Raw genomic sequence first — 15551 nt, forward strand, 5'->3', positions numbered from 1 at the left:
GGGAATGATGAAACAAACCTGGCGTTGGTATGGGCCTGAAGATCCTGTTTCATTAGCGGATATCCGTCAGGCGGGAGCAACAGGGATTGTGACGGCATTACACCATATTCCTAATGGTGAAATCTGGCCTATCAAGGAGATAAAACAGCGTAAGGCACTGATTGAAGCCTGTCAACTTGAGTGGACAGTTGTAGAAAGTGTTCCCATTCATGAAGATATCAAGACGCATACCGGGGAGTACGATCGATGGATCGAAAACTATCAACAAACCTTGCGTAACCTCGCTACTTGCGGGGTCAAAACAATATGCTACAACTTTATGCCTGTTCTGGATTGGACACGTACTGATCTTGAATATGAATTACCTGATGGCTCAAAAGCATTGCGCTTTGATCAAATCGAATTTGCTGTTTTTGATATCCATATTTTGCAACGTCATGGCGCAGAGAAGGCGTATTCCGATGATGAAATTGTGCAAGCACAATCACGCTTCACTTCAATGACGGAAGAAGAAAAACAAAAACTGACAAATACGATCATCGCTGGTCTGCCTGGTGCAGAGGAAGGTTATACCTTAGAACAATTTCGCCAACACTTAAAACGTTATAAAGGAATTGATAAGGCCAAATTGCGTGAACATTTTGCTTATTTCTTGCAAAAGATCATTCCGGTTGCGGAGGAAATCGGCATCAAAATGGCCGTTCATCCTGATGATCCCCCTCGTGAGATCTTAGGCCTGCCACGCATTATTTCTACAATAGAGGATATGCGTTGGATAGCCGAAACGATAGACAGTGATGCCAATGGTTATACGATGTGCACCGGATCTTACGGTGTGCGCGCGGATAATGATTTGGTGAAGATGATCAAATCATTTGCTTCCCGTATCTATTTCCTCCACTTGCGTTCAACTGTACGTGAAGAAAACCCATTCACGTTCCACGAAGCGGCACATCTTGCTGGTGATGTAGATATGTATGAAGTGATCAAAGCGGTTGCGGAAGAAGAGCATCGCAGGTTGTCAGTGGGTGAAAATCACCTTATTCCAATGCGGCCTGATCACGGTCATCAAATACTTGATGATTTGAAAAAGAAAATTAACCCCGGCTATTCCGCAATCGGCCGTCTGAAAGGGCTGGCTGAAATTCGTGGCCTTGAGTTGGGTATCCATCGTGCCATGATGGAAAAAAATCTTGTCACTGCGATAACCTCAGTCCCATGCCCTCACTGGACAACCGAACGCCTGACTTCCCGTATTGTGCATTTAGGCTGCGGTGCATTCCATCGTGCGCATCAGGCGCTTTATACCCATCACGTATTAGAACAAACGGACAGTGATTGGGGATACTGTGAAGTGAACCTGACGCTAAACGGTGTTTCACTGATCGAAAATCTTAAAAAACAATCCATGCGCTATACCGTCTCAGAGAAAGGGCAGGGGAAAACCACATTAAAAATTATTGGCTCAATGAAAGAAGGGATGCACCCGTTAATTGATGGTACTCAGGCAATTATCGAAAAAATGGCGAACCCTGATGTCGCAATCATCTCTTTAACAATCACTGAAAAAGGCTATTGTACCGATGCCACAACAGGGCGTTTAGACCCAAATAATGAGCTGATTATTAAAGATATTGCTAATCCTGCTGTGCCGAGATCAGCCATAGGATATATCACGGCGGCATTAAAATTGCGTTTTGAACGAAGCCTGCCTGCCGTGACGATTTTATCGTGCGATAACGTCCGGGAAAATGGGCATGTTGCCCGTGAGGCCGTGTTAGGTCTGGCACGTTTGCAGGACAAAAAATTGGCACAATGGATAGAAAAGCAAGTGACATTTCCCTGCACGATGGTGGATCGTATTGTGCCGGCTGCTACACCAGAAACGTTAACCGAAATTGCCCAACAGCTAGGTGTTGCAGATCCGTGTGCTATTGCCTGCGAACCTTTCCGTCAATGGGTGATTGAGGATAACTTCGTGAATGGGCGTCCAGATTGGGATCTGGCCGGTGCACAATTTGTGGATGATGTGGCGCCATTTGAAATGATGAAATTGCGCATGTTAAATGGTGCTCATTCATTTCTGGCCTATCTGGGCTATTTGGGCGGCTATGCGTATATCTCCGATACCATGAAAAATGCTGATTATCGTCAGGCAGTGTACGCACTGATGCTAAACGAACAAGCGCCAACACTGTCGATGCCAGAAGATAGCGACTTAATGGCTTACGCGGATAAATTGATTGAACGGTTCACTAACCCTGCGTTAAAACACCAGACAAGGCAAATTGCGACCGATGGCAGCCAGAAATTGCCACAGCGCATGATTGATTCCATTGAATGGCACCTTTTGAGGGGAAGTGATTATCGCTGTTTAGCGCTCGGTGTAGCAGGTTGGATGCGTTATATCAGCGGCGTGGATGAGCAAGGTCAACCCATTGATGTGCGTGATCCATTAAAAGAGACCTTTGCGGCGATTTTTGCCAAATACGATTATTCTGTTGCTGTGGCGGAAGATGTGGTGAAAGAGCTACTGGCAATTGAATCGATCTTCGGTAAGGAATTAGCCAAAAACCGTGACTTTATCGATAACGTTACCAAAGCCTACCAGAACTTACTCAATGTTGGCGCCCGCCAAGCGGTTGCAGCCCTTTGACCATAGAGGAAATGTAATGAAAACCTTTATGTGTGAAGATTTTCTGTTAAATAATGACGTTGCTCGCCGCCTGTATCATGATTATGCGGCGTTGATGCCTGTTTATGACTATCACTGTCATCTTAATCCCAAAGAGATTGCGCAAAATCGCCGTTTCCACAATCTTGGTCAAATTTGGCTGGAGGGCGATCATTATAAATGGCGTGCGATGCGTGCGGCAGGAATTGAAGAAGTGCTCATTACCGGTACGGAAAGCAGTGATTACGAAAAATACCTCGCATGGGCGAACACGGTTCCTCTGACGATCGGCAATCCACTTTATCACTGGACACATCTGGAGTTGCGACGCCCATTTGGCATTAACGGAAAATTATTTGGGCCTGATACCGCAGAGGCTATCTGGCATGAGGCGAACGAGAAACTTTCTCAAGGTGAATTTTCAGCCCGCGGCATTATGCAGCAAATGCAGGTACGAATGGCAGGAACAACGGATGATCCCATTGATTCTCTCGAATATCATCAACAGATCGCCAAAGATAAAGACTTTACCATCAAAATATTACCAAGCTGGCGCCCGGATAAAGTCTTTAAAATTGAGTTGCCAGATTTTTGTGACTATCTCGAACGGTTAGAAGAAGCCGCAGATGTCGCTATCGGGCGTTTTGCTGATTTATTGCAGGCATTAGAGCGTCGTCTCAAACACTTTCAGGATCACGGTTGTGTAGCATCGGATCATGGGATTGAACAATTGCGTTATGCACCGATACCTGACGAAAAAGTGTTAGATATTATTTTGCAAAAGCGCAGACAAGAGCAATTACTCAGTGAATTAGAAGTAGCACAATTCACAACAGCGGTGTTGGTTTGGTTAGGCAAGCAATACGCAAAACGCGGTTGGGTGATGCAAATACATATTGGCGCCTTGCGTAATAACAACACACGTATGTTTAATCGGTTAGGGCCAGACAGCGGCTTTGATTCTATCGGGGATAATCCTATCGCTTACCCATTATCACGCTTGCTGGATGAGATGGATAAAACAGACCAATTACCGAAGACCATCCTTTATTGCTTAAATCCTCGCGATAATGAAGTGATCGCAACGATGACGGGCAACTTTCAGGGCGGAAGCCTTGCGCAAGGTAGTAAAAATATCGGGGGCAAAATCCAATTTGGATCGGGCTGGTGGTTTAACGATCAAAAAGACGGTATGCAGCGTCAATTAGAGCAACTCTCCCAATTAGGCTTATTAAGCCAGTTTGTCGGTATGCTGACAGATTCACGAAGTTTCTTATCCTATACCCGCCATGAATACTTTCGTCGTATTCTCTGCAGTATGTTAGGGAACTGGGTCGAAAATGGCGAAATTCCCCATGATGAAAAAATGTTGGGGCAGATAGTTCAGGATATCTGCTTTAATAATGCGAAACGTTATTTTCAGGCTGTAAAGGATTAAAAGATGCAGAGGCAGAAAATTGCTCTGATTGGCGAATGTATGATTGAGCTAAATGGCATCCCATTTGGTGCTATGACACAGAGTTATGGCGGTGATGTGCTGAATAGTGCAGTTTATCTGGCTCGTGCTGGGGGCAAGAAGTTTGATGTCCATTTCGTCACGGTGATGGGTACTGATCCCTTGAGCGAAGGCATGATCTCATCTTGGCAGCAAGAGGGAATTAATACATCGTTAGTGTTGCGTGATAATGCACATCAGCCCGGTTTATACCTGATCCAGCTTGATGAAAAAGGTGAGCGCACGTTTCTTTACTGGCGTAATAACTCGGCGGCACGTTATCTCTTGCAGAATCCTGATTATCCCAGATTGCGTCAGCAATTACAGAACATGGATGTGCTTTACCTCAGTGGGATCAGCCTGGCTATTTTGCCCGAACATGATCGCCAATTGCTGCTCATTGATTTGAAAAAGTTATCTTCTGAAGGAAAAGTGATTTTCTTTGACAATAACTATCGTCCGGCCTTATGGGGAAATAAAACACAAGCCCGTGAGTGTTATCAGCAAATGTATGTTATCACTGATATTGCGTTAGTCACTGACGATGATGAAGCGAGTCTATGGGGCGATATGTCAGCTGAGGAAAGTTTTCATCGCCTGAAAAGCATGGGGGTTAAACAAGCCATTATCAAAGCGGGTGAACAGGGTTGTTTTTATCGTGACTTAAGTGGCTGCTATGCCACACAACATATTAAGACTCAACCTGTTACACCTGTTGTTGATACCACTTCGGCAGGTGATGCGTTTAATGCGGGTTTTATCGCGGGGCTGTTAAATGGGAAATCGATTCATGATTCAGCATTAATGGGGCATCAGCTCGCAGGGGTTGTGATCCAACATAAAGGCGCGATTATTCCGCAGACAGTGACACAAGGGATTACCGCTAGTTTTTTTAATTCGAACGAAATCGGAGATGAATTTTATTAAGTATCGTTTCTACACTATTATTATTGGTAATATCGTTCAATTTGAGGTTTGAAATCTATAGATTGAATGTCTTTAATTTCTTGGATTTCTGAATACATTTCTGGATAGTTCTCATCTCTATACCTGATATCTTCTAGTCATGAATAATTTCTATATTTTATTCTAGTGGATGCATCAAAATTCAGGAGTTAACCGATCAAATTAATAGAGATAACATAAATTATATACTTCCTGATAATATTTAATGGAGGTTTATTATGGAAGGTATTTTAAATTTTGTTATGAAATTACATTAATATTTCCTAAATTAGCAAGGATAACAACAAACTATGAACAATATGTCTCTATTGAAATAAGAGAAAGTAGTGAAGGACTTGGTTTTTTGATTTTTAACAATGCAGACAGATATTGCTAATTATCTGTATTGTTTGGAAAGTATCTTTAAGGTATTAAAGAATAAAGTAAGGTTTTTGATTATTCTCATAGAGGGTGATAGCGATCTTAATGATTAGAATTTTAGTAAAAATAATTAATTATAAAATGCATTATTAAAATAATAAAAAATAACTCTAATAAATGAATATCTTATATTATCAGAAAAGCGTTTTGTTTTTGTATGACAATCATTGATATGAAAAAGGCATCAGGATGTTGTGACGAAAGGAGGATATCGGCATCGGTTGGTGGCTTTAGTGAGCAGGGTAATGAAACGATTGAGGTGAAGGAAGGTTTTGATGGTTTGGGTAATTTATTGAAAGAAAAAAGATTTTTAGTTTAAAAACTAATCAATAAGAAATCATTTCCAACTGGGTAATTTGGGTTCAGAATGGCATGAAATGTCGTCATTTATGAAATGTTAATAAAAAATGGCTTATTGCCATTATTTCAGCTTTCAATTTCGGCGTACTGCGTTTATTATGCGCGCTTCGTAATTTCAACCGGCGCCACTGGCTTTGAGCTTCAGCGGAGAAATGATGCCTCCTGCTAGCTGACACAGTCTTTTCCCGTGGCGGTTCTATCTGCATTATTCCAAGGGATAGATGATAGCATAAATGACTGAGAATACCTCTCTGATACCGCTCGTTGAACTAAAAGCCTTGAGTAAGGGCTTCGACGGCAAACAAGTTATTTCACAGCTCGATCTGACAATCAATGATGGCGAGTTCTTAACCATTCTTGGGCCATCCGGTTGTGGTAAAACCACAGTACTTCGTCTGATTGCCGGGCTGGAAGATGCCGATAGTGGCAAAATTTTACTGGAAGGGCAGGATATTACCGATATTCCGGCGGAGCACCGTCACGTGAATACGGTCTTCCAGAGTTATGCCCTGTTCCCCCACATGACCGTATTTGAAAATGTTGCCTTTGGGCTACGTATGCAAAAAACACCGGAAAAAGGGATTGCTCCGCGTGTTGAAGAAGCATTACGCATGGTACAGCTTGAAGAGTTTGCTCAGCGTAAGCCCGCTCAGCTTTCCGGCGGGCAGCAGCAACGAGTGGCGATTGCCCGCGCGGTTGTTAACAAACCGAAGGTTCTTCTGCTGGATGAATCGCTGTCAGCGCTCGATTATAAGCTGCGTAAGCAGATGCAGAACGAGTTGAAAGCGCTCCAGCGTAAACTTGGTATCACCTTTATCTTCGTGACGCATGATCAGGAAGAAGCACTGGTGATGTCTGACCGTATTGTGGTTATGCGTGATGGACATATTGAACAGGATGGCACACCCAGAGAGATCTATGAAGAGCCAAAGAATCTGTTTGTTGCCCGTTTTATCGGTGAAATCAATATTTTTGATGCCAACGTGTTGTATCGTGTTGATGAGCAACGCATACGCGCTGACGTGGAAGGTCATGAATGTGACATCTTCACGCCTCTGCCAGTAACCGCCGGACAAACATTGAAGGTACTGCTACGCCCGGAAGATTTGCGTGTAGAGGAGATCAACAATGGTGAGCAGGTGTCAGGTCTGATTGGTTATGTACGTGAACGTAATTACAAAGGTATGACGCTGGACTCCGTGGTCGAGATGGAAAACGGTAAAATGGTTATGGTGAGTGAGTTCTTCAATGAAGATGATCCCGATGTTGACCATTCCCTGAACCAGAAGATTGCTGTCACTTGGGTAGAAAGCTGGGAGGTTGTGCTGGTCGATGAAGAAGACGCGTAAACTATTCCAGAATATTGTCATTACAGGCATGGTTTTTTGGCTGATATTGTTTGTTTTTCTGCCGAACTTGATGATTATCGGAACCAGCTTTCTGACTCGTGATGATGCTAATCTGGTACAGATGGTCTTTTCGCTGGATAACTATACCCGCTTGTTCGATCCGCTATACGCCGAGGTGCTGATACACTCGCTGAATATGGCTATCGTTGCAACGTTGTGTTGTCTGGTGATTGGTTATCCATTTGCCTTTTTTATGGCGCGGATGCCGAAAAAGCTGCGCCCGCTGCTATTGTTCCTGCTTATCCTGCCATTCTGGACGAACTCTTTAATTCGTATTTATGGTTTGAAGATGTTTCTCAGTACCCGCGGTTATATGAATGATTTTCTGCTGTGGACTGGGATTATCGATAAACCGCTGCGCCTTATGTATACCCCCGAAGCTGTGGTGTTGGGTCTGGTTTATATTTTGCTGCCATTTATGGTAATGCCTCTCTATTCCAGTATTGAGAAGCTGGATAAATCTTGTCTGGAAGCGGCACGTGATCTGGGCGCAGGGAAATTGCAGACTTTTGTCCGTATCATCATTCCGCTGACTATGCCGGGTATTATTGCTGGCTGCCTGTTAGTGTTGTTGCCTGCGATGGGGCTGTTCTATGTGGCTGATTTGATGGGGGGGGCGAAAAACCTGTTGATCGGTAATGTGATTAAAAGTCAGTTCCTCAACATTCGCGACTGGCCGTTTGGTGCGGCAACCAGTATCTGTCTGACGCTGGTTATGGGGCTGATGTTATGGATTTACTATCGTGCGGCTAAGCTGCTGAACAAGAAGGTGGAACTGGAATGATCGGACGCCTGTTGCGCGGTGGTTTTATGACTATCGTTTACGCTTACCTGTATATCCCGATTATTATTCTGCTGGTAAGTTCGTTTAACCAGTCACGCTTTGGCATTAGCTGGCAGGGGTTCACGACAGAATGGTACAGCCTGTTATTTAGTAATGACAGCCTGTTGCAAGCCGCAGGGCATTCTCTGACAATGGCAGTTGTTTCCGCCACATTCGCCACGATGATTGGTTCATTAACCGCGGTTGCCCTGTATCGTTATTCATTCCGTGGCAAAAAGTTTGTTAGCGGTATGCTGTTTGTGGTGATGATGTCGCCGGATATTGTGATGGCGATTTCATTGCTGGTGCTGTTCATGCTGCTGGGCGTTTCACTGGGATTCTGGTCACTACTGTTTTCTCACATCACTTTTTGTTTACCGTTTGTGGTGGTAACTGTCTATTCCCGCCTGAAAGATTTTGATGTCAAAATGCTGGAAGCAGCCCGCGATTTGGGGGCGAGTGAACTGACTATCTTGCGTAAGATTATCCTGCCGCTGGCGATGCCGGCAGTCATGGCGGGATGGTTGCTGAGTTTTACCCTGTCGATGGATGATGTCGTTGTTTCTTCATTTGTGACGGGGCCGAGTTATGAAATCCTGCCACTTAAGATCTATTCAATGGTAAAAGTGGGAGTTTCACCGGAAGTAAACGCATTAGCTGCTATTTTATTGGCTATGTCACTGGTATTAGTGCTGATTAGCCAATTTGTGATGCGTGATCGTACGGGTAAGTCTTAACTTTAATTTAAGCGTAGTCACAAGTTGGCTGCGCTTTTACTTCACTAATAACATCATTTTTATCCCAATTAACCAGAGTTTCTTTCTCAATCTCTGATTTAACAAGGAATAAGTGGCTTTACCCCATGAAATGACGCTTTTATAATGGCCGTTTTTTTGGGGTAGGTTCATGTCGAACCTGCTATATACGGTAATAACGCGATAATTACGCACCAACTGCGGGGAAACACTACATGAAAAACAGCATGAAAAAGTGGTTCTATCTGTTAGCCGCTGGGATGATGGCATTAAGCATTGGTTCGGTGAATGCTGCTGCCGCTGATGATGGCAAGACACTCTATTTCTACAACTGGACTGAATATGTTCCGCCTGGTTTGCTCAACCAGTTCACTAAAGAAACTGGGATCAAGGTGATTTATTCCACCTATGAATCTAATGAGAGTATGTATACCAAGCTGAAAACCTATAAAGATGGGGCTTATGATTTAGTTGTGCCATCCACTTACTTTATCTCCAAAATGAGTAAAGAAGGAATGTTGCAAAAAATCGATACAAGCAAACTCAGCAACTTCCACAATCTTGATCCTAATCTGCTGCATAAGTCTTTTGATCCGAAAAACGAATATTCCATCCCTTATATTTGGGGAGCGACTGCTATTGGTGTCAACAGCGACAGTATCGATCTCAAAACCATTACTTCCTGGGCTGATTTCTGGAAACCTGAGTATAAAAATAGTTTGGTATTGACGGATGATGCACGTGAAGTTTTCCAGATCGCGCTGTTAAAACTGGGCTACTCCGGTAATACAACCGATCCGAAAGAGATTGAAGCGGCGTATAATGAACTGCAAAAGCTAATGCCAAATGTACTGGCATTCAATTCTGATAACCCTGCTAATCCATTTATGGAAGGTGAAGTTGATGTCGGCATGATGTGGACGGGCTCTGCTTATGTTGCGCGCCAGGCTGGAACACCTATCGATATTATCTGGCCAAAAGAAGGCGGAATTTTTTGGATGGATAGCCTGGCTATTCCGGCAAATGCTAAGAATGTCGATGGAGCGATGAAGCTGATTAATTTCCTGCTGCGTCCTGAAATTGCGGCGCAGGTTGCCGAAAAAATTGGCTACCCGACACCAAATCTGGCCGCGAAGAAACTGCTGCCAGCGGCTGTGTCAGGGGATAAATCACTGTATCCTGATGAAGCCATGATCCAAAAAGGGGAATGGCAGAGCGACGTTGGCGGTGTTAATGTCCTGTATGAAAACTATTTCCAAAAACTGAAAGCGGGTCAGTGATCCGGGATTTAATTAGAATGAAAGGGAGTGTTTGGCTCCCTTTTTAATTCTTGCGAATTACTGTTTAAAGACCTGGCTACGATGCCAGTTAATAAAGCCTTCCAAAGGGTAATAGTCTCTGTTTTGAGGAAGCAATATATAGGCGCGCAGTATCTGCTGGCGGAAATGGGGATCGCGCATTTTACGGATATCACTTAAAGAGAAATCCAATTGATTGGCGAGTAATTCCTGTACGCTATCAGGGAAATGTTCACTAAGGATTTGTTGCGCTAATTTATCGATTAAGGCGGGTTTATTGCGTAACAACTGATAGCTTTGTTGATCGAAACCACCTTTGACGTTGAATTCAATCAGCTCGCGTTTTGGTGGCTCTTTGCTGCCTTTTTGTGGTGTGCAAAGTTCTGTATTTTGCAACTCCCAAAAACCATCACTACGCAGTCGCCAGAAAGGTAAGGTGGGATAGTGATTTTTACGTCTTGGGCCAAAATGATTAAGGAGATTCAGTAATGGCTGGTGGATCTCCTCTCCATAATCAAACAGTCGTTCATGACCTTTCTGGTATTGAGAGAGTACATACAACAACAATAACGGCTTATGTGGCGCACGTTGATCACCCTTGCGCCATACAGAAAGGTTTGAGATCGCAACTTGTAGTTCTTTGATTGTAGGCATGTAAGTTGTTTGATTAAGGGATAAAGGTATAGGTATAAAGGTATTGCGATCATGCTCGCAAAAGTGGTGAAGGGCAAGGTGTTGGTTGAAAGAGTAATACTATCTGGTATTCCGATGGAACTAAGACAAATCAAGCAATATATATCCCATTGACTTATCCCATAAGAAATCTATTCATTCCAATGAACTTAATCAGGAGGCTTTCTATTTTGAGAGAGCTGGTTTGATGGTGAAGATGTTACTTCTGATTTTATGAATCAATAGAGAACAACCAGGTGAACAGGTCAGGGAAGCTTTTATCAACATTACGGTCAATTATGTATCAACTCTGTAATATTGATAAAATTAATTTATGGTGCTGAAAGATAGACGAAACCCCAAAAGAATCTGGATATTATTGAGGAGTTCGCAGCACGTTTAGAAGTTATGATCTATGGTTTTGATGCGGTTGCTCATACTGTTCAGGTTCGCGCTGTGTTAGCAAAAAAGAAACATCTTAGTCCTTGGCTTTGGCTTTATTGTGGTAATCCTTCACGGTATTTATCCGTTTAAATAAAATATATACCAAGCTCCATTTTGGGCTGTTTTAACCCGTTGGTCGAGAAGTGAATACATTATGGAGATTCGAGCATATTATTCTTTTATTTTTATTATTTTCATTTAATCAATAGATTTTTCTGGTAGAAATAAAATTGAACTGATATCAATTTTAAATTTTATGATTCAATGAAATTGGTTTAAGGAGTATTCTTACTAAATACAGCATAATTAGAGAACTGTTTTTATGAGCCTTAAAATGATAATCGTTGTTTATATCAAATTTGTAAACGCATCATTCAACGTTATACTCCAAACTACAAGAGTTGATTTCGGGTTAAATACTCTAACCAGAGGATACATATTATGAAAAGCTTGAAGTTATCAGTTGCAGCATTACTGGTGTTGTTTTCAAGTGCAGTAATTGCAGCGCCCACGGTATCAACAGATCACACGACCAAAACGGGCACAACAGTGGAAAAGAGTGTCAAAACGACCAAAAGTAAAATGAGTTCGTTAGAAAAGAAAGCCGGTGAAAACAGTAAGAAATCAACGAAGAAAGGAAAAACTAAAGCTAAAAAAGGTGTGAATACTGCGCTTTGTAAAGACGGAACTTATAGTAAGAGTAAATCGCGTAAAGGCGCATGCTCACGCCACGGTGGTGTAGACAAATGGTTATAGTTTCACGGTGACTTTTCATTATGTCTAATCAGGGGGCTTAGGCCCCCTGATTACTTTCCAATAAGAATTTATTTTTTTATTTTTACGCTTAATATATCCGTTATTGTGAGCGTGATATTATTCTTAATATTGTGTCCTTATTTATTTAATCTCACTATTAAAACATGATTAACCACTAAAATAGATAACTAAAAATAGATAAATTTATATCTAATGATTCACATAACTAAATTAATTTCTGCATTGATAATTTAAGATGGGTGCGAAATGATTTTTTTATTAAAAATAAATGAGTTAATCATAATATTGTGAATCAAATATTCTTTATTTTAGATGTAAAATAGTAGGGAAACATGTAATAAATAACACTATTTGCCAGATAAAATCCCAATAATTATTACACTTATTTACGGTATTAAGTAAAAAATATAGATTATTGTCAGTAACGTGCTAATATTCGTTACGTAATTAACCTTACGAACCACGAATAAAGATAGCTATATATTGATTGCTTTGTTAATATTCGTGTGTTTTTTATCCAGAGTAATAAAACGAGGAGAAGCAAATGCCCTCTCGAATGATGATGAGGACAACTGCGGTCTTCGCTTTCTTTCTCTCTTTAATCTTTACTGGATTGAGCAATGCTTCAACCAATAGCTCAAAAGTGAAAGAGTATTCTCACAGTGGCATAAAGCATCATTTGCCTGATTTACGGAAATACCCTTCAGGTACGCCCAGGAAGAAAGCGTTTTTAAATATTGTTGTCCCTGTAATTGATAAGCATAATCAACAGATTATGCAAGACCGCACATGGCTCCTGTCGCACCATAAATCACATAACTGGTCTGCACAGGATATCAGGCGATTGCAGAAGATCTGCATGGATTACAAAATGACTTGTACCTCACTAAAATGGGTCGATTGGCATAATTTATTGAGTAGAGTTGATATTATTCCGACCCATTTTGTTGTGACTCAGGCTGCCGCAGAATCAGGATGGGGAACATCAGAACTGGCGCAGAAAAACAATAACCTGTTTGGAATGCGTTGTCGCTCATGCGGCAATGCTAAAGGGAAAATTAAGGGTTATTCAGTTTATGATTCGATTGAAGCTTCTGTTGTCGCCTATATGAAAAATATGAATACGCATCGTGCTTATGAGTCACTGCGTACTTCACGTGCAAGGCAGAGAATAGCACAGATGCCACTTAATACCGGCAAACTGATCGATCATCTTAAAGGTTATTCCGAATTAGGTGCTGGCTATAATCGTTATTTACATAAAGTATTTAATGGCAATAAGGAATTGATTTCACAAGTACAGGAATACGGGAAGTGATTGCCAATAAATACGAGTAATATGGTTACTCTTAAATAATCCGCACTGTATTAATTACAATGTGGATTATTTTTTATCATGATAGTCTAAAAAACCGTTAGCACATCATAGCATCGCGAAATAGATCATGCCGACAATTGCTCCTGTTGTACCTAAGATAGTTTCCATGATTGTCCATGTTTTTAAGGTCTGTCCTTCTGTTGCTCCGGTAAATTTACCGAACAACCAGAAACCAGAATCATTGACATGGCTGAAGATTAATGAGCCTCCAGCGATACATACAGAGAGTGCTGCCATTTGTGCGCCGGAATAACCCAGTTCACCGATAACAGGTAATATCAGGCCGACAGTGGTCAGACAGGCGACAGTGGCTGAACCCTGTATCACACGTACAGCGCCTGCCAGAATAAAACATGCCAATGCGATTGGCAGGCCGGCACCAACCAATGCGCTACCCAACGCCGGCCCTACACCGGAATCAATCAACACTTGTTTGAAGACACCGCCCGCACCTGTAACCAGTAAGATAATTCCCGCTGGTTGGATTGCCGCAGAGCAGACATCCATTACTTTTTCTTTGCTCATGCCACGACGAATTGCCAGGCCATAAATCGCCACCAGACAAGCAATTAAAATCGCAGTGAAAGGATGACCGATAAATTCCAGCCACTGATACAGTGCAGATTGTTGATCAACAAAACGGGCACCAATGGTTTTCAATCCGACTAATACTAATGGAAATAGTACCAGCACCAAACTGAAGGCAAAAGAAGGCATTTGGTTCTTACCAATGCTTGGTGTGCCCAGATCTTTGGGTAAATCCAGAGTGACATATTTGCTGATGAAATTACCGTATGCGGGGCCAGCCAGTAACATACCGGGAATTGCTGCGCTCAGGCCAATCAGGATCATCCAGCCAAAATCTGCTCCCATTTGAGACGCCAGCATCATTGGAGTTGGCCCCGGCACCAGAAACGCCGCCGCTGCTGCCACACCGGCAAATAATGGAACTGCCAGTTTTACCACATTACCGCCAGTCCGACGTGCAACAGCAAAAACCACGCCGATCAACAGTACAATCGCTACATCAAAAAACAGGGGTAATGCACAGATAAGGCCTGCAATACCTAGCGCATAATTAGCCCGTTTTTCACCGAAGCTGCCTAGTAACTTCACGGCGATTTGATCTAGTGCGCCAGTTTCATGCAGGATTTTGCCAAACATGGCCCCTAGTGCGACTACAATAGCAAGGAAGCCCAATGTGCCTGACATACCGTTTTGCATAGTTTGAGCGATTTTTTCTACTGGCATCCCGGAAAAAATACCGGCTCCCATTGAAACCAACATCAAAGCGATAAAGGCGTGCATTCGGGCTTTCATCACCAAAAACAGCAGCAGAAGAACAGAGCCGACAGATGTCAGCACCAGCGTTAATGTACTCATTAATACGCCTCGGTAATATGGTGGATTGTTTTAATTGTGTTTTTAATTACTTCATCAAGAGCTGATTTGATATCAATAAGATGGATATCTTTCTCATCAATTGTCGGTTCTTCTAATGCTTCAAATTGGGAGATCAACATTTGTGGTTTGAAAAAATGTCCTTTGCGTGCTTTCAGGCGGCTTTCAATTAATTCAAAATCCCCCTGCATATACAGGAATGACAAGTTTTTGTTACCGTTACGCAGAATATCCCGGTAGCGTTTTTTCAGGGCAGAACAGACCAGCAAAGAGATGTTATTGGTACGTTGCATGGCAAAAATGGCATCATTAAGCGCTTCCAGCCACGGTTGACGATCATCGTCATTCAAGGCATGGCCTTCTGCCATCTTCTTAATATTGGCGCGGGGATGAAGGAAATCTCCATCTAAAAATGCAGCATCCAGTTTACGGGTAATACCATTGGCAACGGCAGATTTACCACTGCCGGATACCCCCATTAATATAAAAACATGGTTTGGCTGTTGGATATCGCTCATCATCAAACTCCTTTGTGCAGATTTTGTCACTTGGTCGTCCTTGTGATTGAACTGCAATATTTTCTTTGTGAAATATTACCCGTGAAATGTTACCGGTAACTATTTATTAGCAACATTATCAGTAGCAAAGGACAGGGAGCAATCAATCAAGATTGCTAAAA

Annotated in this window: 13 protein-coding genes and 1 pseudogene; 11 read left to right on the plus strand and 3 right to left on the minus strand. The window is 42.3% G+C overall.

Features of this window, described 5'->3' with window-relative positions; genetic code table 11:
• Window positions 1-7: 7 nt before the first annotated feature.
• The 9 genes and pseudogenes from uxuA to potD all read left to right on the plus strand — a co-directional run.
• Window positions 8-1189 (plus strand): annotated as a pseudogene (gene uxuA / locus AAC147_RS04870) (mannonate dehydratase); the annotation flags it as partial.
• The gene (locus AAC147_RS04875) at window positions 1181-2656 is read left to right on the plus strand and encodes a fructuronate reductase (protein WP_047679500.1); all 1476 of its coding nucleotides are present in this window, start codon (window positions 1181-1183) and stop codon (window positions 2654-2656) included. The pseudogene uxuA and the gene AAC147_RS04875, both read left to right, overlap by 9 nt.
• Window positions 2657-2672: 16 nt before the next feature.
• On the plus strand, window positions 2673-4112 hold the full coding sequence (gene uxaC / locus AAC147_RS04880; RefSeq protein ID WP_047679257.1) for a glucuronate isomerase: 1440 nt from the start codon (window positions 2673-2675) through the stop codon (window positions 4110-4112).
• A 3-nt stretch (window positions 4113-4115) separates the two neighbouring features.
• The gene (locus tag AAC147_RS04885; RefSeq protein ID WP_047679259.1) at window positions 4116-5096 is read left to right on the plus strand and encodes a sugar kinase; all 981 of its coding nucleotides are present in this window, start codon (window positions 4116-4118) and stop codon (window positions 5094-5096) included.
• 616 nt (window positions 5097-5712) lie between these two features.
• On the plus strand, window positions 5713-5874 hold the full coding sequence (locus tag AAC147_RS04890) for a hypothetical protein (RefSeq protein WP_156115319.1): 162 nt from the start codon (window positions 5713-5715) through the stop codon (window positions 5872-5874).
• 274 nt (window positions 5875-6148) lie between these two features.
• A complete protein-coding gene (potA, locus tag AAC147_RS04895; protein ID WP_047679261.1) occupies window positions 6149-7264 on the plus strand; it encodes a spermidine/putrescine ABC transporter ATP-binding protein PotA in 1116 nt (371 codons plus the stop codon).
• A complete protein-coding gene (potB, locus tag AAC147_RS04900) occupies window positions 7248-8108 on the plus strand; it encodes a spermidine/putrescine ABC transporter permease PotB (protein ID WP_047679263.1) in 861 nt (286 codons plus the stop codon). The genes potA and potB overlap by 17 nt, the downstream gene beginning before the upstream one ends.
• Window positions 8105-8884 (plus strand): spermidine/putrescine ABC transporter permease PotC, encoded by a 780-nt coding sequence (gene potC / locus AAC147_RS04905; protein WP_047679264.1) that lies wholly within the window; start codon window positions 8105-8107, stop codon window positions 8882-8884. Before potB ends, potC begins: the two co-directional genes overlap by 4 nt.
• 245 nt (window positions 8885-9129) lie before the next feature.
• Entirely contained in the window at window positions 9130-10182 is a 1053-nt protein-coding gene (potD, locus tag AAC147_RS04910) for a spermidine/putrescine ABC transporter substrate-binding protein PotD (protein ID WP_047679502.1), read from the plus strand.
• 57 nt (window positions 10183-10239) lie between these two features.
• On the opposite strand, the gene AAC147_RS04915 is transcribed toward potD, so the two are convergent.
• The gene (locus tag AAC147_RS04915; protein WP_047679265.1) at window positions 10240-10854 is read right to left on the minus strand and encodes a phosphorothioated DNA-binding restriction endonuclease; all 615 of its coding nucleotides are present in this window, start codon (window positions 10852-10854) and stop codon (window positions 10240-10242) included.
• A gap of 903 nt (window positions 10855-11757) precedes the next feature.
• Here AAC147_RS04915 and AAC147_RS04920 point away from each other — a divergent pair.
• Both AAC147_RS04920 and AAC147_RS04925 read left to right on the plus strand, forming a co-directional pair.
• Window positions 11758-12072, plus strand: a complete 315-nt coding sequence (locus AAC147_RS04920) for a DUF3761 domain-containing protein (protein ID WP_047679266.1) — start codon at window positions 11758-11760, stop codon at window positions 12070-12072.
• Between the two features lie 565 nt (window positions 12073-12637).
• Window positions 12638-13411 carry a protein bax gene (locus AAC147_RS04925; RefSeq protein WP_047679267.1) on the plus strand — a complete coding sequence of 258 codons (774 nt, stop codon included), beginning with the start codon at window positions 12638-12640 and terminating at the stop codon, window positions 13409-13411.
• A 105-nt stretch (window positions 13412-13516) separates the two neighbouring features.
• On the opposite strand, the gene gntU is transcribed toward AAC147_RS04925, so the two are convergent.
• Both gntU and gntK read right to left on the minus strand, forming a co-directional pair.
• Complete coding sequence (gene gntU / locus AAC147_RS04930; RefSeq protein WP_047679269.1) at window positions 13517-14854, minus strand: gluconate transporter; 1338 nt, start codon at window positions 14852-14854, stop codon at window positions 13517-13519.
• The gene (gntK, locus tag AAC147_RS04935; RefSeq protein ID WP_047679271.1) at window positions 14854-15390 is read right to left on the minus strand and encodes a gluconokinase; all 537 of its coding nucleotides are present in this window, start codon (window positions 15388-15390) and stop codon (window positions 14854-14856) included. Before gntK ends, gntU begins: the two co-directional genes overlap by 1 nt.
• Between the last annotated feature and the right edge of the window lie 161 nt (window positions 15391-15551).

The organism is Xenorhabdus sp. NBAII XenSa04 (assembly GCF_963866145.1).
In the GTDB taxonomy this organism is placed as follows: Bacteria; Pseudomonadota; Gammaproteobacteria; order Enterobacterales; family Enterobacteriaceae; genus Xenorhabdus; species Xenorhabdus indica.